The sequence below is a fragment of the Methylomusa anaerophila genome (genome assembly GCF_003966895.1).
GTDB classification, from domain to species: domain Bacteria; phylum Bacillota; class Negativicutes; order Sporomusales; family Sporomusaceae; genus Methylomusa; species Methylomusa anaerophila.
Map to the genome: position 1 here is coordinate 3568983 of NZ_AP018449.1, position 21096 is coordinate 3590078.

General features: G+C 46.1%; 14 protein-coding genes and 1 riboswitch. All 14 genes read left to right on the top strand.

All coding sequences use genetic code 11. From position 1 onward, the window contains the following. The first annotated feature begins 31 nt into the window (after window positions 1–31). The 14 genes from MAMMFC1_RS16080 to MAMMFC1_RS16155 all read left to right on the top strand — a co-directional run bounded on the left by MAMMFC1_RS16080 (window position 32) and on the right by MAMMFC1_RS16155 (window position 21070). Window positions 32–637: a DedA family protein gene (locus tag MAMMFC1_RS16080; protein WP_126309494.1), complete on the top strand. Its 606-nt coding sequence runs from the start codon at window positions 32–34 to the stop codon at window positions 635–637. A 186-nt stretch (window positions 638–823) separates the two neighbouring features. Further along, window positions 824–1297 (top strand): hypothetical protein, encoded by a 474-nt coding sequence (locus MAMMFC1_RS16085; protein ID WP_126309496.1) that lies wholly within the window; start codon window positions 824–826, stop codon window positions 1295–1297. A 92-nt stretch (window positions 1298–1389) separates the two neighbouring features. Further along, a complete protein-coding gene (locus MAMMFC1_RS16090) occupies window positions 1390–2529 on the top strand; it encodes a phosphatase PAP2 family protein (RefSeq protein ID WP_126309498.1) in 1140 nt (379 codons plus the stop codon). A 45-nt stretch (window positions 2530–2574) separates the two neighbouring features. Next, a complete protein-coding gene (locus tag MAMMFC1_RS22450; RefSeq protein ID WP_232035481.1) occupies window positions 2575–2751 on the top strand; it encodes a hypothetical protein in 177 nt (58 codons plus the stop codon). A gap of 54 nt (window positions 2752–2805) precedes the next feature. Next, window positions 2806–3432 carry a flavodoxin family protein gene (locus MAMMFC1_RS16100; protein WP_126309500.1) on the top strand — a complete coding sequence of 209 codons (627 nt, stop codon included), beginning with the start codon at window positions 2806–2808 and terminating at the stop codon, window positions 3430–3432. A 590-nt stretch (window positions 3433–4022) separates the two neighbouring features. Further along, on the top strand, window positions 4023–4481 hold the full coding sequence (locus MAMMFC1_RS16105) for an FMN-binding protein (RefSeq protein ID WP_126309502.1): 459 nt from the start codon (window positions 4023–4025) through the stop codon (window positions 4479–4481). A 488-nt stretch (window positions 4482–4969) separates the two neighbouring features. Further along, a riboswitch (cyclic di-GMP riboswitch) is annotated at window positions 4970–5062 on the top strand. Between the two features lie 257 nt (window positions 5063–5319). After that, window positions 5320–7305 (top strand): methyl-accepting chemotaxis protein, encoded by a 1986-nt coding sequence (locus tag MAMMFC1_RS22455; protein ID WP_126309504.1) that lies wholly within the window; start codon window positions 5320–5322, stop codon window positions 7303–7305. Window positions 7306–7701: 396 nt separating this feature from the next. After that, window positions 7702–8568, top strand: a complete 867-nt coding sequence (locus MAMMFC1_RS16120; RefSeq protein ID WP_126309506.1) for a DMT family transporter — start codon at window positions 7702–7704, stop codon at window positions 8566–8568. A 164-nt stretch (window positions 8569–8732) separates the two neighbouring features. Next, the gene (locus MAMMFC1_RS16125) at window positions 8733–8993 is read left to right on the top strand and encodes a type II toxin-antitoxin system Phd/YefM family antitoxin (RefSeq protein WP_126309507.1); all 261 of its coding nucleotides are present in this window, start codon (window positions 8733–8735) and stop codon (window positions 8991–8993) included. Window positions 8994–9482: 489 nt separating this feature from the next. Next, complete coding sequence (locus tag MAMMFC1_RS16135; RefSeq protein WP_126309508.1) at window positions 9483–13754, top strand: hypothetical protein; 4272 nt, start codon at window positions 9483–9485, stop codon at window positions 13752–13754. A 37-nt stretch (window positions 13755–13791) separates the two neighbouring features. Beyond that, complete coding sequence (locus MAMMFC1_RS16140; protein ID WP_126309509.1) at window positions 13792–15456, top strand: hypothetical protein; 1665 nt, start codon at window positions 13792–13794, stop codon at window positions 15454–15456. Window positions 15457–15563: 107 nt separating this feature from the next. Then, complete coding sequence (locus tag MAMMFC1_RS16145) at window positions 15564–17216, top strand: hypothetical protein (protein ID WP_126309510.1); 1653 nt, start codon at window positions 15564–15566, stop codon at window positions 17214–17216. Between the two features lie 17 nt (window positions 17217–17233). Next, entirely contained in the window at window positions 17234–19051 is a 1818-nt protein-coding gene (locus MAMMFC1_RS16150; RefSeq protein WP_126309511.1) for a pentapeptide repeat-containing protein, read from the top strand. 465 nt (window positions 19052–19516) lie between these two features. Beyond that, complete coding sequence (locus tag MAMMFC1_RS16155) at window positions 19517–21070, top strand: ArnT family glycosyltransferase (RefSeq protein ID WP_126309512.1); 1554 nt, start codon at window positions 19517–19519, stop codon at window positions 21068–21070. The last annotated feature ends 26 nt before the right edge of the window (window positions 21071–21096 follow it).

Here is a 21096-nt window from a genome sequence, read left to right on the forward strand (position 1 = left end):
CGCCATAGCGACTACCGAAAGGATGGAAAAAATGGAACAATTTTATGCATTGATCATTCAATATATCAATGTCTGGGGCTACGCCGCGATCATCGTCGGCATGGCGATGGAGAGCGCCTGTCTGCCCGTTCCCAGTGAACTGATCTTTGGTTTTGCCGGCTATCTGGTCTTCCTGGGCCGCATGGACTTCACCACGGCGGTTATCGCCGGGGTGGTCGGAGGGCTGCTGGGCTCGGTAGTCTCTTATCTGGCAGGCTACTATGGCGGGAAGTCTTTCGCGGAAAAATACGGAAGGTACATTTTTTTGTCAAGGCGGCATGTTGACTCTGCGCAACAATGGTTTGACCGCTACGGGCTCAAAGCCGTCTTTTTGGCCCGGCTCCTGCCCGTCGTCAGGACCTTTATCTCTTTGCCGGCCGGTTTTGCGCATGTCCCTTTCAGCAAATTTGTATTCTATACGGTATTGGGGTCAATACCTTGGACAACCGGCCTTATCTATGCCGGGATGCTGCTCGGCGAGAACTGGCATAAGATTGAGGCCATGGGTCACAGCGCAGCTCTGCTGGTAGGGCTTGGCCTGGTGATAATGGGAATACTGTGGCTCAGGCGGCATAGGGGAGAGGTCGACGCCAGCTAGCTATAGGCCAAAATGTGTAACAAGGGCCAAGAAAGTTAAGGAGCCAACCGGAAACGCGCGGCAGGAAGGCTCGCCAAAGCGTGCTGGGCGGCGAATGGCTATTTCCATATATAACCGCGGAGAAGATAGCTCTCCGGGATTACCGGGGAGCTAATCGCGTTTTTAACCTGTCTTTTAGCCTTCTCGTTGCATCGCCCTAAGTTTACTGCTTTATTTCGGAGCCGGCTGGCTGATTGGGACCCGATCATTCGCGGTCGGCGGGCCCACTATTCGCTCGCTGCTCTGTCGGCGGCGATATTTCTGGTTACTCTCCCTTCCAGTTTTCGCGGCTATCTTCAGGAATGGCAGATTATGATGCCGTCGGAGGCGAAGGCCAGCATCATGCCGCCACTGGTGGCGAACCGGGATCTTCTCGTCGTGTCGCTGCAGCTGAAGAAGCCGGGTACACGGTGGGGCAGGCTGCGAGCCATTCGACAATTTGACCGTGTGGCCGCGCCGCTAGTCAATCTGGCGACAATCTTGACGGTTTTGGCAACCAGCCTTGTGCCGAAAAATGGCACCCTGCTGTTGGACTATACCTTAACTCTGATGGGGCAAGGCCTTAGTGCGCGGGATGCGGTCATTGCAGCAGGAAAAACGAGGCTAAACCAATCGTTATGACGACTTTGACCATGGTGGTGGGTATGCTGCCTACGGCTTTGGCAATGACGTCCGGAGGCTGTGGACGAATGTTTTAAGGGGGTTTAGGATAAATGGAGCGGGTACGGCGGTATGCTATTCTAGTATGTCTCCTGTTAGCAGGCCATTTAGCAATTGCCTACGGAGCCGAAAGCGTCGAATCTCCAGCCGTTTTTTCCCACGGGGACATTCATATTGCGGCGAGCCGGGTAATCGAGAGGCTGATGGTTGCCGGCGCAGATGCTACGGTGCGGGGAACTGTCAAAGAGAGTATTGTGATCATCGACGGGAATTTGCATCTCGCGCCCACGGCCAGAATCAGGGAAAGCGTTATAGTGCTAGGGGGCCATGTGGAGCGAGAAGTCGGGTCCGAAGTGGAAGGGTATTTGATCGCTGTTCCTCCGCAGGGTTTTCCAATGCTGAAGCTGTTGACCGTATTGCTGTTTCTTTTAGCTATATTGAGTCTGATAGCCCTTCCGCTCTTGGCGTGGCTAATTTTTCACATGGGCCAAAGATTTCCCGCTTATCGGGTAGCAAGGGATTGGTTGTTAAATATTCAGCGTCGATGGCCGCTTTTATATATTGTGCTAACCTTGGGATTTAGCTGCAGTATGCTGGTATTGTTTATGGAACTTGCCTGGAAAACAATATTCCGCCATGCGATGGGGGTGTTTGACAGCTCCATTATCTGGCTTGTACGATATTTTGCCACTCCTGCGCTAGACCGAGTTATGGTTTCCATTAGCGATCTTGGCTTCGGCTTTTCGTATGCAGCTATTGTTGTAACGGTTTTCGCTGCTCTGGCTGTTTATCGTCGGTGGCTGGAGGTGGAGGGCTTGACTCTTAGTTTTGCCGGTGGGGCAGTGCTTAACTATGTGTTGAAAAATCTGTTTGAGCGGGCTAGGCCGGACGCATTTCATCTGGTAGCTGCAGCGGGATATAGTTTCCCAAGCGGACATGCGATGGTTTCGCTATGCTTCTATGGCATGTTAGCTTTTTTGTTGGCGCGCACTGTATCGTCATGGCGATGGCGCTATTTCTTGGTCATAGTGACCGTGCTTTTGGTTATAGCGATAGGAATCAGCCGGATTTATCTAGGGGTTCATTATCCTAGCGATGTCGTTGCGGGTTATACAGGCGGTACCATGTGGTTGATGTTTTGTATATCGCTCCTCATGTTGGGGGAGAGAAAACGCAGGAAAGTCAAAATTTAATCGCTAGGCAGGCAAAAGGGCAACGCCGGCGCAGATCGCCCTGGCATGGGTGCTTGCCCAAAGGCCGTGGATTGTTCCGGCACGTGGAAGCTGGAGCGTCTGGAGAAGAATCTGGGTGCGGTGGACGTTGAACTGACAGGTGGAGAACTGCGTAATCTGGATGACGCGCTTTCGAAGATAGAGGTTCCGGGGAGCCCTATCCGGAGGTTCAGATTTTGCTAAGAAGCGGGTAATTAAGGGGAAACTGGTCTGACATAAGATGACGGAGGGAAAAGCATGAATGTTTTATTAGTAAATGGTAGCCCTCATGCCAATGGCTGTACCTATACTGCACTTGCAGAAGTGGCAAAGGTGCTGAATGCCGAGGGAATTGACACCCAGATATTCCAAATTGGAACAAAACCTCTGGCCGGTTGTATTGCCTGCAGAACTTGCTCAACAATCAGGCGCTGCGTTTTTTCCGACTGTGTTAACGACTTCCTTGATCTCGCCAAAGATGCCGACGGATTTATTTTTGGTTCTCCTGTGCACTATGCGACCGCAAGCGGAGCGATTACGTCTTTTATGGACCGAGTATTTTTTGCGGATTTGCTTACAGGCAAACAGTCGTTTTACTTAAAACCGGCTGCGGCTATTGTTTCCGCCAGAAGGGGCGGAACAACTGGAACAACTGCCACTTTTGACCAGCTAAACAAGTATTTCACCATATCGGAGATGCCTGTTATCTCGTCGCGATATTGGAAAGTTCACGGTACGACGCCGGAAGATGTGAAGAAAGATTTGGAGGGGCTACAGACAATGCGCGTGCTGGCAAGGAATATGGCATGGTTCTTAAAGTGTAAAGAGGCAGGAATTAAAGCCGATGTTCCATTCCCGGAGCGGGAAGAAACCATATTATATTGACCAATTTTATTCGGTAAAAAAGCATTGTTCCTTAACTTGTTAAAGGACAAATTGCCAAATTTTATTTGTTTGATTTGCGGACTAATCCCGAACTTAAAGAATATAAGAGCAGCCAAGCCATGGATCAAATACTTACAAAGCCTTGTTTGGACTGCAAGTTGCCGCCAACCGAAGTGAGCGCGTTTGGAGACAGAACACGACATGTTAACACAAAATTATTCTTAACTTAATAAATCGTGGAAGGAGATTTATCTACCTGGAACAAAATAATCTACTTGGAGAATTTTATACAATGATAAGTTCCAGGGGAGGACTCAATTGCAGGATTTTTTTGTCCAAAACATGTATCTCGTATTCTTTGTCTAAAAGCATGGCAAGCGGAAAGAAGGATGAGAAGCGATATTGACGCGAAAATGATTATGGCGATCTTTTCGGCGCTGGTGGCCTGTAGAAACACACAAGGATGAAATCAGGATCGGGTCCACGCTTGATCGAATATCTGGCCGAATTTACAATGAAGGGGCTTTCTGGATTGCTCTGCCGAAACGCCGAAAACCGTAGAAGATTAAGAATGAACAAGGAGTGAAATAATGAGCAACGACACTAAACCAAAGCGGAAAATTAAGATGTGGGTCGTACTATTGATTATTTTCGGGGTTCTGATTGTCGGGGCGGCCGGAGGATTCCTCGCCGACGCACCCGGCAGGCACGAAATTCAGGAGCTTGTGATTCAGGATGTGGATTTCAAAAAACTGCGTGATGGTACTTATGAGGGAGCGTATACGGGGACAAAAAGCCATTCCAGAGATACGCAGGTTGAGGTAACGATATCCGGCGGCGGGATAACCGCTGTAAAAATATTAAAGGGGGCCTTGGACAAGACAGGAAAGCCCGCCGAATTGACAGGAGGGTTAAGCATAGAGGATTTGTTTGGCAATGTTATTGAAGCGAAAACGCTTCAAGTAGACACTATCAGCGGAGCGACGCTTACATCCAAGGCACATCTGAAAGCATTAGAGAACGCACTGAAGCAAGCGCAAGGAAAATAGGGGAAATAAATGAATCTTATATAGGAGACACGGGGACAAATAAGGGCGCACATCCTGTACCGGCTGCTGCGCCCCTGTTCTTTTATTATAGTCACATAGGATGTCTCCTAAATTGCTCGGGATTCTTAAAACTTTTTTCTGGGAGTTGATATTTCATTTTGAAGAAAGCAGGCAAGTGGCAAGTCGCGGCGGGCCGGATTGCCGAAAATACACGCAAAAAAATCGAAGCGGATACAGGTAAGCCTGTTATTACAAAAAAGAACACTCGGTGAAAATTTCTGTAATTGCAGTAATAGCGGAAACAGCTACCATTAGTGAACTGGCAAAAATGATGCGTATTGATCGTACTACTTTGAACCGTAATATGAAGCCAGCAGTTAGAGGATGGAAGTTAATCTGAAATTTTTTTTAAATATAAATTATTATTTAATAATCGTTAAAGAGGATTTTTGTGGTAAATGTCGAACTATATAAATTAATGTAGAATGTAGAAAAATAGGCAAACTTATCCGAAAGCTAAGGGCGCAAAGCCATGGGTCTAAGGGACGAACTAAGGAGCCTATGATTGCCAGGTTGCGATTGAGCGCATTCAGTCACAACTGGCATTTTTAATTGTTCTTTGGAGAAGTCTTGGGGGGAGCGGATGAAGACGTTTATTTGCCTTGATTATGGATAGTGGTTTTTCGTCGGTTTTACAGAGTAGCCCTGCGGAAAATGCAGTGGCAAAGTCAAAGAAATTCTTCGTTGCGAGGAGGAGAGAAGACCCAAATAATCCGATACCTAAATCTATTTTATTTTTCGTTTAACGCAATAAACGAATTTTTTTTAGGAGGTTTTTATGGGCATTCTAAAATCGCGACTGACTATCCTTATTACCGCCGTTATCGTGATAAGCTTGTTACTTGTTGGCTGCTTAAGTTATATTAATCAACGAGATATTATCTTGGGGGATGAAAAAGAAGTTTTCCAAAAGATAGAGCTTAGTGTTAACCAAAGCATTGCGGAATATCTGCTCCGGTCGTCTTCCGTCGCGTCTTCCATTGCCTATAATCCAGAGGTGGCGCGATTATTAAGTTCTCAGGACCGGGATGGGTTGTTTCAGCTAATGAACCCGATATATATAAAGTTAAAAGAACAGGGCTTGGAGCAGATGCAATTTCATTTATCCCCAGCCAATTCCTTTCTCAGGGTTAACGCACCTGATAAGTTTGGGGACGACCTATCCGGTTTCAGACAAACAGTTGTGGAAGCTAACAAATCGCTTAAGCCGGTAGTCGGCATTGAGGCCGGAGTCACTGGATGGGGTTTTCGGGCCGTTATACCGATTTACTATAATAATGTGCACGCCGGTAGTGTTGAAACGGGTATGAACTTTGACACTCAATTTCTGGAAAAGCAGTTAAAAACGAAATACCCAGGGGAGTATTACCTTTATGCTCTAAACCCCGATGGGTCGGGTAAATTGCTCGCTGCGACTAACCAAGACGATACGTTAGCATTGCCCGTTGGTATTGTACAGAAAATAGTATCCAGCGGGACAATGTCTTATGGCTATAGTGATAACAATGACAAGGCATATGTCGTTGTTCCGGTTAAAGACTATTCCGGCCAGATCAAGGCATTTATAAAAGTAGTTTTAGACCGACAGGAAACACTCAGCCAGTTAAGAAAAAATATGCTGATTACCAGCGTCCTAAGCGTGGGTGTTTTGCTTATTGCCGTGCTATTGATTCTCTTTGTGATGAAACGACAGCTAGTACGGCCAATACAACTGCTATTAGAAAAAATGGAGATAGTGGCAAACGGTGATTTGAGCATTGGCTTCGACCAAAATAAGCGGGGTGACGTTGGGCGTTTGGAAGGTGCAATAAGCAATACGTTATACCACCTTCGCGCCCTGATTGGCCATATACAGCAGGCGGCAACTCAACTTGCTTCTTCCAGTGAGGAATTAACCGCCAGCGCCGATCAGTCAGCCCAGGCTGCTAACCAAGTGGCTACCGTTATTGGCGAAGTGGCGAGTGGGGCGGAAAGACAACTTGAAGCGGTGGATGCGGCCGCCGCAGTCGTTGGGCAGATGTCGGCCAACATCCAGCAGATCGCTGCCAACGCCAACGATGTTGCCAGCGCATCAGCCCAATCCGCTGAAACCGCGCAAGATGGCAGCAAAACTGTTGAGAATGTTATCAAGCAGATGGAAAATATAAAAAATGCCGTTACCCGTTCTTCTGAGGTAGTCACGAAGTTAGGTGAACAGTCTAAGGAAATCGGACAGATAGTTGATACGATTTCCGGTTTAGCCAGTCAGACGAACCTACTGGCCCTCAATGCCGCTATCGAGGCGGCACGGGCTGGCGAACAGGGCAGAGGGTTTGCTGTGGTGGCAGAAGAAGTTCGAAAATTAGCCGAACAGTCGCAAGACGCAGCTAAGCAAATCGGTGACTTGATTGCTATCATACAGCAAGACACAGACAACGCTGTGATTGCGATGAATGAGGGGACAAAGGAGGTTCATATCGGGTCGCAAGTTGTGGTTGATGCCGGTCACGCCTTTAAAGAAATTTTTAAATCGATCAATGCGGTGTCAACTCAGACAAGGGAGATTTCTGCAGCTATTCAGCAAATGGCTAGCGGCAGTCAGCAAATTGTGAATTCCGTTCGGGATATAGATGCCATCAGCAAAGAAACAACTAGTGAAGCTCAAACGGTGTCCGCTGCTACCGAAGAACAGTCAGCGGCCATGGAGGAAATCGCGGCATCCAGCCAGGCCCTCGCAAAAATGACTGAGGACCTAATGCAAGCTGTCAGGAAGTTTAAAATATAAGATATAAGATAAATTATTTACTAAAAATTTGGTGCCAGCCTTTTGGCTGGCACTTCAATATTATTGGCTTTAGCCGATGGAGCGCGTGAATTTTGGCTCCACAATAAACCACCTGCTATGCTAGAATTTGGATATAGTCCGGATTTTGCAATCTATGTTAATAGGCAATGATTGGCATGGAGGTGTTTGGCAAGTAATGGTGAATTATATGAGTACTAATAGTTTTCTTTTGGTAAAGGGTGGAAAAGAAGTGAAATTTCAAGTTGCGGACACTACTCCCATATAAAATATTATCCTGAGTATGTTGCAAATGCGTGGGATGCAGATGCTACGGAGTTCAAATTACTATACTATACCAACTAGAATAAAACTAAAAGATGAAGAAAGGATTAAGCAATGGCAGAAGAACAAAAAAAGGCAGCTTTTTTCCTAGTTTTAACAGCTATTCTTTGGAGTACAGGCGGTGTTTTAATTAAATTAGTGGACTGGCATCCTATGGCACTGGCAGGTGCTCGCAGTATTATTGCAGCTTTAATAATTGGAACGGCTTTTCGTAAGCAAAGACTTTCGTTTTCCAAGCCACAGTGGGCAGGAGCAGCAGCCTATTGCTGCTGTGTCAGTTTATTTGTAATTTCCACTAAGTTAACCACAGCAGCGAACGCTATTTTACTGCAATATACCGCTCCGATTTATGTGGCTCTTTTGAGCGGCTTGCTGCTTGGCGAAAAGACTACTCGCCGCGATTGGCTAACAATTTTTATGGTATTAAGTGGAATGCTTTTTTTCTTTATAGATAAATTAACGACCAGTGGTATGGTGGGAAATATCTGCGCAGTTGCATCGGGAATCGCTTTCGCGCTATTCATTATTTTTATGCGAATGCAAAAAAAAGACTCGCCTTATGGATCAGTTTTGTTAGGTAATTTATTAACTTTTGCACTCAGTCTGTTCTTTTGGTCAGGTAATTCGCTGCAACCCTCTAATTTACTCGGCATCTTACTGCTCGGAGTCTTTCAACTGGGACTCGCGTATGTCCTCTACTCGTATGCCATACGGTATACTACCGCACTGGAAGCTACTTTGATTACGTCGGTTGAGCCTATCTTAAATCCGGTTTGGGTTTTTATATTTCTCGGGGAAATACCCGGCTTCTATTCTCTAATTGGCGGTTTAATCGTACTGGCCACCATCACTTTACGTTACAGTTTAAATTTTAATGCAGTGAAAGAAACTACTCTATTGAATGTCGGGGAGACAAAATAAAATAGGCTGTATCAAGACGAACATCAATAGACACTTTAGACACTTTCCGCGAAATTATAAATCTAAGTATCTTTCCAGGAGCTTACAACAAAGTAGGCTCCTTTTTTCATTGATCGTAGGGCGTAATTGTGGTACAGTAAAGCCATAAAAAGGAGGTGGAGACTATGCCTCGGATTATTCCAATTCGAGATTTGAAAAACACAAGTGAGATTTCTCAAATGTGTCACGCATCCAATGAACCTATTTTTATAACCAAAAATGGTTATGGTGATATGGTAATCATGAGTATGAAAATATATGAAGAAAAAATGTTCATGCTTGACGTATACAGCAAGCTCATTGCATCCGAGGAACAGTTGGCGGAAGGAAAAGTGCTGGATGGTGACGCTTCGTTAAAAAGCATAAGAGAAAAATACAATGTATAGATTGATTGTCTCAGAACTTGCGCATCAAGATTTAGACAATATTGTTTCGTACATTGCCATAAAATTGGCGAATCCTATGGCAGCTAGAGATTTCCTAAATGAAGTGGATAGCTGCTGCTATTATGAATATTCTAGACTTTATAATCATCTGCCAATCACAGGTGATTTTTTTATGCCTATTTTCAAGGGGTGATTCCTTGCGCATAACCATTTCGTTTACTAAGCGAAAACTGGATTTATTGTAAAGCAAAGTCTTCAGAAGCTGGAATTTGTGACAAACGGATAATCCTTTTGCCTTGAGAAAAACCGTTGGATATATAAGTTATTTAATTTTATTTGCAAAAAAATCAAAATAAAATCAAAATTGGAATTATTTAACTTGTGGAGTATCAGCTTGATGTATAATACTATTGATATAGGAAAAAAGAGGCAAAATATCGTTTTAAACATTACTAATCATTTGATAATTGAAAATAAGGGGGAAGCTGTATGAATATCGACCATTCCAAAATGGAAAAAAGGACATTTCATTTTAATTTGAATCATTGTTCGAAAATCCAAAACTTTAAGCTTGCGGTCGGAGCAACCAAATATGAAATAAAACGTCACACCCCTGAGACTATCGCGTTTTACCGACGTGAAAACCGGTTTCTAGCCTTAATGGCTGAAGATGAGATTCGAAATATTACCCATTATGCTGAGGAAATTGCCCTGCCGAATGAGACAGTTCAAATGCTAAAAGTGACATTTGATACAGGGGACACGTCGGTCAATATTCCGGGATTGGCGTTAATGTGGGTTCATGTTCCAGCAGCTCATCGCCTCAAGCACCGGCAGAAAAAGATCAATGCCGGCAGCAAAATTCACCATCCTAAAGTAAAGTTGCTTTGCGATTCAAAACCTTTTTCTATCGATGAAATGCTCAGGATTTATGGCGAAGCCGATTATACAATTACCCCCATGGATATTGCGGTAGCGATAGTGTTTCAGCATCCCCAACTTGCAAGCATCGACCCGAAAACTGCCGCCATCGTCCTCGATGATCATATCAAGAAAGCGCCGGACCTAATTAATTTTGCAAATTCCATTTCCGCTCAGGGTCCCGCGACCCCCGCGGGAGGATGGGCCACCATTTGTCCCTCAGTCGACAAGGACGGCAAGGCATTAACATGGGGAAAAGACTACCCTTCCCATAAAGAGGGCGATGTGGTCTATCAATATAAGCTTTCTGCCAAAACCCTGGACGCCTCGGGCGATTCATTAAGTTATTCCTTAACCTCATCACAGGACGATGACGCTCTTAAAAATATTACATGGTCTGTCAATCAGGGTTCCGGCGCCATGAGTGTTCAAAATTTATCCACCAGTAAACTTCTGGCTACAGCTAGCGATAATAGTGGTTATTCCTTTACAGTAAACTGCAAAACAGCAGGTTGCGGCCTGACGGTTTACGATAATTCACTGAAATATTCCAAGACAGATAGTACTTTTTCAATTAATGTCAAGAACAACTTTCTTCGTACTTTAAGCGCCTATGTCGAGTTTTATGATGAGGCGGGCAATGTCGTTCATAAGCCGGATAATTGGAAAGAGAACTTACCCGATTGGCTGCAAAGCATTTTTGAGACAGACAGTAAAAAGTTCATCTCTTCCGTAACCTGCGTTAATGTCATCTTGGGGATTCCGATGCCCACCGACCCAACGAATCTTTCATTCTCATGGCCGGAAGAGGCTGTATCTTGTAAGATCATGCTTGGTGGTGCGGGAACCAGCGAGTGGGACGAAGCTGTCGATTTAGGGGGAGTATTTTTAACCGGCATATTCCAATTTGGCATTCCCCTTCTGTTCCTGGCGGCAGGGGCCGTCATCACCAGCACAAGCTGGTTTAAATCGTTTATAGCCGATAAAGATAATGTTGCTGCCGCTCTTGGAGTCACCTTTGGTATAGTAGGGGGCGGAACAGCGACCGCCTGCGCGGTTTTTAATGTCAAAAAGGTATTAACTATTCTCGCCGACGCGATAGCCGGCATTATTGCCGGGCCGGGGCTTGAAAAACTGGCTGTCTATATATGTGAAAAGTTAACAGAGGCCGAAATGGAAGAGGCCATTCCCTATGTCGGCATGGCGACTGCCATTGCCAACCGGGCCATCCAATTTGGTGAGATAACCGAATCAACCGTTGAAATCCTCTGTTCGCCCGCGACCTACAAAGTCGATGTCAACCGCACACTGCCGCTCCAAGTGAAGATCCATCCCGATCCGACGCATGGTACCGCCGAAAACCCAGCGGTTTGGCCTGAGGTTAGCGACCATTACCAGGTCATTGTCCAGTATAAAGGCGGCACCAACTTTATTATGACCGGCGATATGCCAACAACAACTAAAAGCGAGCCATTGATCCTAACCTTCCCCCAACTGCCGGCAGGGGGAGAAATCCAAGTTTCCTGTGGTATTTTTTCCGAGACGAACTGGCTGGCGGGCAAATGGACCAGTTCCTGGGTGAAGGCAGAGCTTCCGGTCGACCGGGACATTTTGGCTCTGGAAGGGAGCATCCAGGAAAATCTGGTGCCGTTAACTGCAGATACATATTACTCATATAAAGAAAAGATCGTTTACGACCCAGTCGCGGCGGCCCACCGTTGGCAACCTGCAATGTTCGTACTGCCTGATGGTTCTGATAAATCGCTTGATAGTGCAGTTATTTCAGACGCAATCCGACAAACTTTCAGTGATAGCGCCATTAATTTATCCACATCGGCAAGCGTCCAGATCGTTAAAAAAGGCAGCGAGTGGAAAATTAACGATGGCGCTGACAGCTATGATGTCAAAAAAGTTCAAAAGGATAGTATTGGTAATATGGAAATCCAGGTATATACTCATAATCAACCCCTGCAGACTGTTGATTGCCTCAACCCGTCTAATGATGGTCACAATCTTGGAAAATTGGTGGATATCACCATTAATGATCATGCATATATGCTGGGATATTGCTGGATGGCCTCCGGTCAAAACATCATTCCCGACGGCGGTCAACAGCCGACTAACGTTCAGATGTATACCTTCCAAAACATTAATGTTCTCGGGTGTCCCGAAGACTCTTTAAAGTTTCCGGCATACGGGTTTTCCAAGCAGCCGTATATACTCTATGATCAGTTCGGACCGGCTCCGCTTTTCGCAATGCCCATCGCGTATGAAACGGATCTGGACAGCGGAAAAATCACCCCCCAGATAAGTACTTTATTTACCACTTATGGTTATCCGCTTCCCACAGATGCAACCGTAACGATTGTTGTTCAAGGAACCGAATGGTATGTGGGTGAACCCGGCAAGCAACCGGCATACGACATCAGGCGGGTTACCGATCAACTTGAGGTTCATCCTTATCCTTGTCAACCATACAGTCCAAATAATTTCTATGTCGATCCTGTCGGCGATGTGTATCATTTGCGCCAAATAACCTTGGACAATGAAACGCCGTTGGATATGTCGCGCCAAAAAAGCTGGGGCTGTTTCACTGAGCCGCATATGGATGCCTTTGTGGTGCATCCGCAGGGTTATGTACTAGGTGTCAGCTGGATGAACAGTAAAATGGAGATTTTGAAGCTGCCGGATCAACCGACAACCGATGATCAGGCTGCTCCTGCCATTATCGTCGCGGGAGAAGGCGCACGTCAAGGCTTAATGAGTGGTCCGGTTGCCCTCAATGTCACACCCGATGGACGGGTTTTGGTTCTGGAGACCGGCAACAGCCGCATTCAGGCTTTTGATATCAACGGCAATCCGGTACCATCCTTTGACGGCTCGGCAGTTGCCCAAGCCGCCGCCGCCTTTGCGCCGAATTTGGATGATCAATGCGTCCCTCTTGCTCTCCGGCAGGTTTATGCGGATGCGGGATCTCCGCTCAGCGAAGAATGGAATCTGCAGGACGGCGATATGATTTACAATATCAACCGAAGGGCTGATGGACTGACTGTCACCATGCAGGGCGCCAATATTTCGCAAAACTGGCAGATCGATAATGAAGGAACCTTGTATCAGTTGAAAATTTCCGGTCAACAGATCGATGTTTCTCAAAATTCCCGGACACTATTCACGTTGGACGCGGAATATGCAGCTTTGCTGGATATAGGAATCACCGATGAAGTTCGGGCGGCCTTCCAGGCGCAAACCATAACATTATCCCCAAAGGCTCAAATCGCCGGTGATACGTTTATTTTGTCCGCCGCTTCCGAAGAGACGCTGGCCCTGAACAGCATTCCCCAGGAACTCATCGACGGCTTGAACGCTAGGCTAATACATATCGGAACCAATCCCGCCCTGCACTCGGAGGTAATGGTCATTGTCAATAAGCCGGGGCAACAATGGCTAATCCGGGATCTTCCCCAAAGTAACGCTTATAGCGTAACCTTTGACAAAGATCATAACCGGCTCAACATGGTGAACTGCCTAAGCTACATGCCTCTTTACAAAAAGACTGGCGAGACCGATACAACCTATCTGGATATGGCATCTGAGATCAAAGGATATATTTATGTCCTGGCCTATAATGACGACGGCAAAAAGATAGCCGACTACTATATCGACATCTACGAACCTGGCGGGAAATGGCTGAGCAGGACTTACGGCGTCAATGCCGGCAAGTTTATTGTGGATATGTGGCGCAATATGTTCACGCTGAACTTCGAATCGCAATTAGGGCCTGGCGGCCGTACCGAACCGTCGGTCAGTGAATGGATCCCTTCGACGCCGGACGGCAACTAACCTTAATTCGATCAAATTAATTAAAGGAGGCCCGCCTGTGGGTGCAATTACAACCGCAGTATCCCAGAATGGCATGAAATATTTTCTTTCAACTCCCAGCATGATTGACACGATTAAAAATTGTTTGGCCGGGCAGACAATCAACCATGATAAAATCTCTAACCTAAATATCCCAGTCGGGTTAACCACAAGTATCGTAGACATGGAAATTAACATGTACAACGGCACCACCTCCAGCGTCAGCGTGGTTTGGGACAACAGCGCATTTACCCAGAGCGACAACGGGAAGTTCAGCCTGGGTTTCACGGCTTCATTCGATGTTAAGTATGAAAAATGGCATGAAGAGGGCACCAGGCTCAAAACCACCACCTCAATCCCGGTTAAAACACCCTTCGATCAAGACTGCAAGGACCAATTCCACTTTCATGTCGATTTGGAATATCACATTGATCTCGTTTTATCCATCAGCGACGGCAATTTTGTCTTTCAGGTCAAAAAAGTGACCCAGCAAGATATTGAAGAATCTGACATCCACATCCCGGACGACAGCGAAATCTCAGGCATCGAGGACACATCCTTCCTAAAAGATATTCGCGACAACATCAACAAACACTTTGTTGATGAGATCGACTTTTCCAGCGCCGTCAAAAGCGCCTTGAATCCGAAGCTGGCTTCCATCCCCAATAGCGGACATCTAACCGATAACATCATTTTCTTCTTTGCTCCGGATCAGATCGCCTTCCCCAAAGATGGGGACGGCAACTACTACACTCAAAGTTCGGTTTCAGGTCAAGTAACATATAAAGGTCAACCGTATCCAGGTGAGCTCCCGTCCGTCCCGCCGATGCCGGACAATATCCCGGATAAACACGTCCATTTAAATGTGACGGATTACGTATTCAACGGGTTGTTCTGGGGTTTCTACAACGACGGGCTTTTAGAGCTGGAAGTCGTAAAAAGCATGTTGGCTGATCCCCAGGAATTAAACACTAACTATTACAGAGACACCTTTCCTCCCATATATAAATTCGCACCCAATTGCGATATGACGGTGGATGTGGCGGCTATTCAGGCCCCCGCCCAACAAAATCAAGCCGCCTACGAAATAACTGACACCACGATCCAAAATCTGACCGGTAAAGTCCCCGACGATGTCTTGAAAACCCTGGCAGCCGATATGGAAGGTTTAATTTATATCGACATTGATGATTTTAATTCCGACTTGAATACCTACCTCGGCGCGGATAATTTTAAGCTTTACGGCAACCTCATTGACATCCAAGCGCAAACCATCGCCTCCGTCGTCCGCCACAGCATGTCCTTTGATGTGTATGCCCTTATGCCGGACAGCGGTGGCAATACCCAGAAAACATTTATGTTTGAATGCAATGTCAGCCAGACCGATTACCTGAACGACTATGTTCTAGGAAACCAGGCCGACGTTCAGACGCTGAAATTTTATTTTAATCTTCACGACGCTAATGCGACCCTCGTCAAGTCCAATGTTCCCGGTTTGACGACGCAGTATGATTTTAACATGCTATGGAGCTTCATTATCCGGCCGGAAATGGCCAAAACCATACAAAAAATGGGTGATAACGGGGTGCCATTGCCATCAGTAAAAGGATTCCTTTTTGAAAATGCCACAGTCGATTTATTTGAAGGCTATACATCAATTGCTTCTGATATTAATATCGGATAACGATAACTATAGCAGCCTGTTAGCCGGATATTTTGAAAAAACGTTTTGATTGCGGTGAGTTAACCTCACCGCAATCAAAAATAAACTTTTTATAAGGAGGCTCACATATGGGCGCAATTACAGCTGCAGTATCCCAAAAAGGCATGAAGTATTTTTTTGCCACTATTATGGCGGACACAATCAAGAACTGCCTGGCCGGGCAGACGATTAGCCATGAAAATATTCCAAACACTGGTAAAATTGTCGGCACGTACATCGAAAACATCAATATCGACATGGATAACGGCGCCACCTCCAATGTCAGCGTCGCTTCAAATGACAACGCATTTATCCAAAGCGATAGTGGAAAGTTCACCATGAGTTTCTTGGCCTCATTTGATGTCTCGTTTGAAAAATGGCATGAAAAAGGAAGATATTGCGTTCCTAGCAATCCGCCGGACGTTGTTTCCTTCGATGACGACTGCCGCGACAAATTTCACTTTCATGTCGGAAATCTGGAATATAAAATTGATCTCTCTTTATCCGTTAGCAAGGGCAATTTTGTTATAGATGTCACCAAGGTGACCCAGGGAACAATTCAAGAATCCAACATCCACATTCCTGACGATAGCGAAATCGCTGGCATCGAGGGCAACTCCTGCGTCCCAGGCCGATTTCTCAGCGGCATCAATACGCACTTTGTCGCCGGAATCGATTTTGCCAACAATATTAAGAACGCTTTGAACACTAATCTGGCTACCATCCCCAACAGTGGCCACCTAACCGATAAAATTGTCTTCTTTTTCGCGCCGGATCAGATTGCTTTCCCCAAAGATGGTGACGGCAATTATTACACCCAGAGCTCGGTCTCAGGTCAGGTGACATATAACGGGGCTGCGTATCCTGGTCAGATCCCTTCTGTTCCGCCGCAACCAGACAATGTTCCGGGCAAACACATTCATTTTAACGCTACGGATTACGTATTTAATGGATTGTTCTGGGGTTTTTACAACGACGGGCGTATAAAGCTGGAAGTTGTTAAAAACATGTTAGCCGATCCCCAAGAATTAAATACCTCGTATTACAAAGATACCTACCCCGCTATATTTAAATTCGCCCCCAACTGTGATATGGTGGTGGATGTAGCGGCTATTCAGGCCCCAACCCAACAAAATCAAACCGCCTACGAAATAACCGACACCACGATCCAAAATCTGACCAGTAAAGTCCCCGCCGACGTCTTAAAAACCCTGACGGACGATATGAAAGGTGGGATCTATATTGGTATCGACAACTTCAACTCCGACTTGAATACCTACCTCGGCGCGGATAATTTTAAGCTTTACGGCAGCCTCATTGATATTCAATCGCAAACCGTCGCCTCCGTCGTCAGCCATAGCATGTCCTTTGATGTTTATGCCCTTATGCCGGACACTGGCGGCAATGTGCAGAAAACCTTCATGTTTGAAGCTAATGTCAGTCAGACCGATTATCTGAACCAGTATGTGCTTGGAGTGCAAGGCAACGCTCAGACGGTGCAGTTTTATTTTAATCTCCACGATGCTAATGCGACTGTCGTCAAGTCCAATGTTCCCGGTTTGCAGGATGATTTTAATAATTTCTGGCTCTTCGTCATCCGTCCGGAAATGGCCAAAACCATACAAAAAATGGGCGACACCGGGGTTGCCCTGCCCTTCGTCAAAGGCTTCCTGTTCGAAAATGCCACGGTAAATTTATTTGAAGGCTATACGTCGATTGCTTCCGATATAAAAATCGGATAATAAAATAGGAGAGTTATATGATAGGAGCTTTTTTTGGCAAATATGCCTTCCAATCCAGAACCGGCGATCTCCAGAGCTGGTACGTTACTTATTCCAGCGATGACAATGGCACAATCCTGAAAATGGCGGCGACGCAGATTACCGACACCGAAAAATTTGCGGTTTACCGTACCGGCGAAGATGCGCGTTCTGTCATCTGTCTTTTTAACTGGCAATTTGTGACCGTAGATCATAGCAGCGGCTGGCTCATGGCTTCCTCTGGGCTGGACCAGGCCGCCACGCTGTATTTTGCCTTCTCCGACTACGACCTGGCTAGTCTGACCATGTTCAACCAGGATGGTGAGTTGGTGATGATGCGCTATACAGTAAAAAATCCCACGCCGTTTCTTCTATTTCCCAATATTTCCGATAATGCCGCGGCTGTTCAAGCCGCGGATAATGCCTTTTTCATCCTACAGCTAATACCGATTACGCCTGGTATTAATAGTCTACGAAAGACGGGAGGATACAAAAACGGTGACTTTAAGCGAGTCGATTTGACAAATGTCGATTTATCAGGGCTTGATTTGAGCGGAGGCGATTTTGATGGCGCCATTCTCAGCGGCGCCAATTTTTCGAATGCCGCGCTGACCGGGGCGAACTTTAAAAACGCTTGTCTGAAAGGGACTATTTTCTGCGGGGCGAACCTAAGTCAAGCTGACTTCAGCGGCTGTGACATCACTTCCGCGATATGGGACAAAGACGTGGTCGCCAGTCAAGCCATCTTCAGGGATTGCAATGCCGTAAAAGTAAATATGGAAGGCGCGCAGTTCGATCGGGCCGACTTTACCGGAGCTGATTTTGACGGCGCTACATTCAAAGGCGGCAATCTTCAGAGGGCTGTGCTGCAAAATGCCAATTTTTCAGGAACAACATTCGAGAGCGCGGATCTGAGCGGAATCATTGCCGGAAAGACTACCGGTTCGCCCGGAGTTAACCTATCCTTTGCCTATATGCCTGATGCCAAATTAACGGATGCACATCTCAACGGGGCCAATCTGTCTCACGTACAGTTGTACGGTTCATCCGCCCGGGCCGACAATGCCGTGTTAGAGGAGGCCGATCTAAGCTTTTCCAATTTTACCGGCATGGATTTATCCCAGGTTCAGCTCCAAGGGGCAATCTTGGATGAGGCGATTTTGGCGAATTGCGACCTGTCCGGCGCGAACTTAATTCCTTCGGAGGATGGCCAGGCAGTGTCCTTTGTGAAGGCAAACCTCCAAGGGGCGAACTTTACGGGTGCTATTTTAAAAAAGGTCAACATGAGTAACAGCGCAGTAGCACTCAGTGACGGTGTGCCACTGTTTACGATAATCTCACCGGATTATATCTCAGATTTGAACAAAGGCATTTTTCCTCAAGGATTGGCTGATGATTTTTCAGCGCATGGCTATTGCCTCTCCGACAACCCCACGGTTACAGTCATCAATCCCAATTCTACCTGGAATGTTTCCCAAAACTTGCCCCTTGAGGAGCTAGGACTCGGATATAGCGAATTTTTGCTTCAAAACTCGCAAGGAAATTTGAAGGTTTCAGGGAAAACTATAGTAATAAACCGGATGAATGATAAAAAAGAGTTGGAAAAATATTTCGTAGCCGTGACGGCGACCGGCATAAGCGACGATCTGCTTGACGAGGATAGCACTTGTCCTAACCAAGCGACCTGTAAAACGAATACCCGGAATCATGTCTCATGGACGGACATGATGACAGCCGCCACCCCACCCAGTCCGCCCAAGTGCATTCCTGATCCGTATCACTGGTGTCCGCAAACCTGTACCTGTCAAAAAAGTTGAATATAAATCTAACCCCATTTTCGCGTATTAGTATCGTTTACGGAGAGATCATCCGACAATGATGAAAAAGATGGCATGTAATCATAGAAAACCGCACTTGAAAAAGTGCGGTTTTCTAATACCTCTTGTAACAACACTATTTATGAACTGATCATATCTTAAGGAGGCTGAAACATATGTCTGATGAATCCAACAGTGTTACCAATCCGGCCCCGCCGACTCCCGTTCAAATCGATATCGCCAAAAATCGCGACAGCGATTGACGGCTATTTCCTTTTCATAATATTTTCAGATTGACTTGTTACACTCAGTCTGGCAAAAGCATTAACGGGCGGTAATGTTTTTCATCATATCGCCTAAGGAAGCTTATGCTCGATGTTGCGTGCTCTGCAACGCTGAATATGCGTTTGGGGAAATTGAACGAGACAAAATGGAAAAGAACTATGGAAAGGGACTATTGACACAATGACAAATAAAAAAAAATGGCTCTCGATTGCGCTGATTTTATGTGTAGCCGGTATACTCATGTTTACCTTTCTGGGAACTTATCCCTTGTTGGACCCAGATGAGCCTGTGTATGCCGAGACAGCCAGAGAAATGCTGCAATTCCAGGATTTTATTTCCCCCCGGATTTATGGCGATTTCTGGTATGATAAACCGCCGATGTATTATTGGCTGGTGGCAGCGGCATTTAAAATTTTTGGAATTGGTGAATTTGCCGCCCGATTTCCTTCCGCTTTGCTCGCGGTAAGCGGGGCTGTTCTGGTCTATTTATCGGGCCGGGAACTATTCAATGAACGGGCCGGCTTGCTTGCGGCTCTGGTGTTGGCCACTAGTCTGGAATATTTCTATCTCGGCAACGCCGCTGTCACCGATATGACACTGACCTTTTTCCTGACGGCAGCATTGCTGTCGTTTCTGCACCGGAAATATTATCTGTTGTACGGATCTGCCGCACTCGCCGTAGTGACAAAAGGCCCGGTTGGCATCTTTTTTTGCGGTGTGATTATTATCCTGTACCTGGTCTTGACAGGTAAATTAACAATGATGAAGAGGATGAAGGTAGTTAGCGGGGGCGTACTTTTTGCACTGATTGCCCTGCCGTGGTATGCGGCGATGTATTCTCTCCATGGAATGGCCTTTATTGACACTTTCTTAGGTTTTCACAATGTAACCCGTTTTTTGCAGCCGGAGCACGCAGCCGGAGCAATCTGGTATTACTATACTCCAGTGTTAATCCTGGGCTTTTTCCCGTGGTCTGCTTTCTTAGTCCAGGCCTTCTTTACAGGGCTCAAGGAAAAAGGAGAATATCACAATACGTGTGTTTTCCTGGTTATATGGGCAGCGGTCGTATTTTTGTTTTTTTCTATATCACAGACAAAACTAGTCTCTTATATCCTGCCGATGTATCCTCCGTTAGCGTTACTGGTCGGTTATTATTTTGACAAAGCATGGGCAGAGGAGCATCATCGGGCGTTAAAATACTCTGCCAGCGTTTTCGGAATAGTGGCCGCACTCCTGATCTCAGGCTTGGTTTATGCCGGAACGGTGGTAATGGCAGAACTGATGCCTTCTGTCAAGATTATGACAGTGATTTTAGCAGTGCTGGCGGTTTCGGTTCTGTTTCAAAGCTTTCGCCGTAACTTCCGCGCTGTGTTTACCACCTATGTACTGGGAATGATGATATTTTTAGTTTTTTTAATGTCGCAAGCCCTTCCCGTTATTACGTCTGCATTTTCTGTACAACCGTTTGTCAATGAATTTAAACAACATTATGACGGACAAGCCCCGGTTTATGTCGCAAAATTTTACCGGCCCGGTCTCATGTATTACAGCGGTATGGCAGGCGCTGAACTAAGCCAGGAGGAATTGGCGGCGGTTGCAGCCGGCGAAAAAGACAGAGCATATTTTATTATGAAAAAGAAGAACTATGAAAAACTGTCCCCGGAGATTCAGAATAAACTTCACCTGCTCGTTGTTCGAGAGGATAAAACTCTTCTAATTCGCGAAAACAATTAACATAGTAAAGGACAAGCAAAGAGACC

Coding starts and splice junctions, on each gene's coding strand:
- MAMMFC1_RS16080 (WP_126309494.1), top strand. CDS start 32: ATGGAACAATTTTATGCATTGATCATTCAATATATCAATGTCTGGGGC.
- MAMMFC1_RS16090 (WP_126309498.1), top strand. CDS start 1,390: ATGGAGCGGGTACGGCGGTATGCTATTCTAGTATGTCTCCTGTTAGCA.
- MAMMFC1_RS22450 (WP_232035481.1), top strand. CDS start 2,575: ATGGGTGCTTGCCCAAAGGCCGTGGATTGTTCCGGCACGTGGAAGCTG.
- MAMMFC1_RS16100 (WP_126309500.1), top strand. CDS start 2,806: ATGAATGTTTTATTAGTAAATGGTAGCCCTCATGCCAATGGCTGTACC.
- MAMMFC1_RS16105 (WP_126309502.1), top strand. CDS start 4,023: ATGAGCAACGACACTAAACCAAAGCGGAAAATTAAGATGTGGGTCGTA.
- MAMMFC1_RS22455 (WP_126309504.1), top strand. CDS start 5,320: ATGGGCATTCTAAAATCGCGACTGACTATCCTTATTACCGCCGTTATC.
- MAMMFC1_RS16120 (WP_126309506.1), top strand. CDS start 7,702: ATGGCAGAAGAACAAAAAAAGGCAGCTTTTTTCCTAGTTTTAACAGCT.
- MAMMFC1_RS16125 (WP_126309507.1), top strand. CDS start 8,733: ATGCCTCGGATTATTCCAATTCGAGATTTGAAAAACACAAGTGAGATT.
- MAMMFC1_RS16135 (WP_126309508.1), top strand. CDS start 9,483: ATGAATATCGACCATTCCAAAATGGAAAAAAGGACATTTCATTTTAAT.
- MAMMFC1_RS16145 (WP_126309510.1), top strand. CDS start 15,564: ATGGGCGCAATTACAGCTGCAGTATCCCAAAAAGGCATGAAGTATTTT.
- MAMMFC1_RS16150 (WP_126309511.1), top strand. CDS start 17,234: ATGATAGGAGCTTTTTTTGGCAAATATGCCTTCCAATCCAGAACCGGC.
- MAMMFC1_RS16155 (WP_126309512.1), top strand. CDS start 19,517: ATGACAAATAAAAAAAAATGGCTCTCGATTGCGCTGATTTTATGTGTA.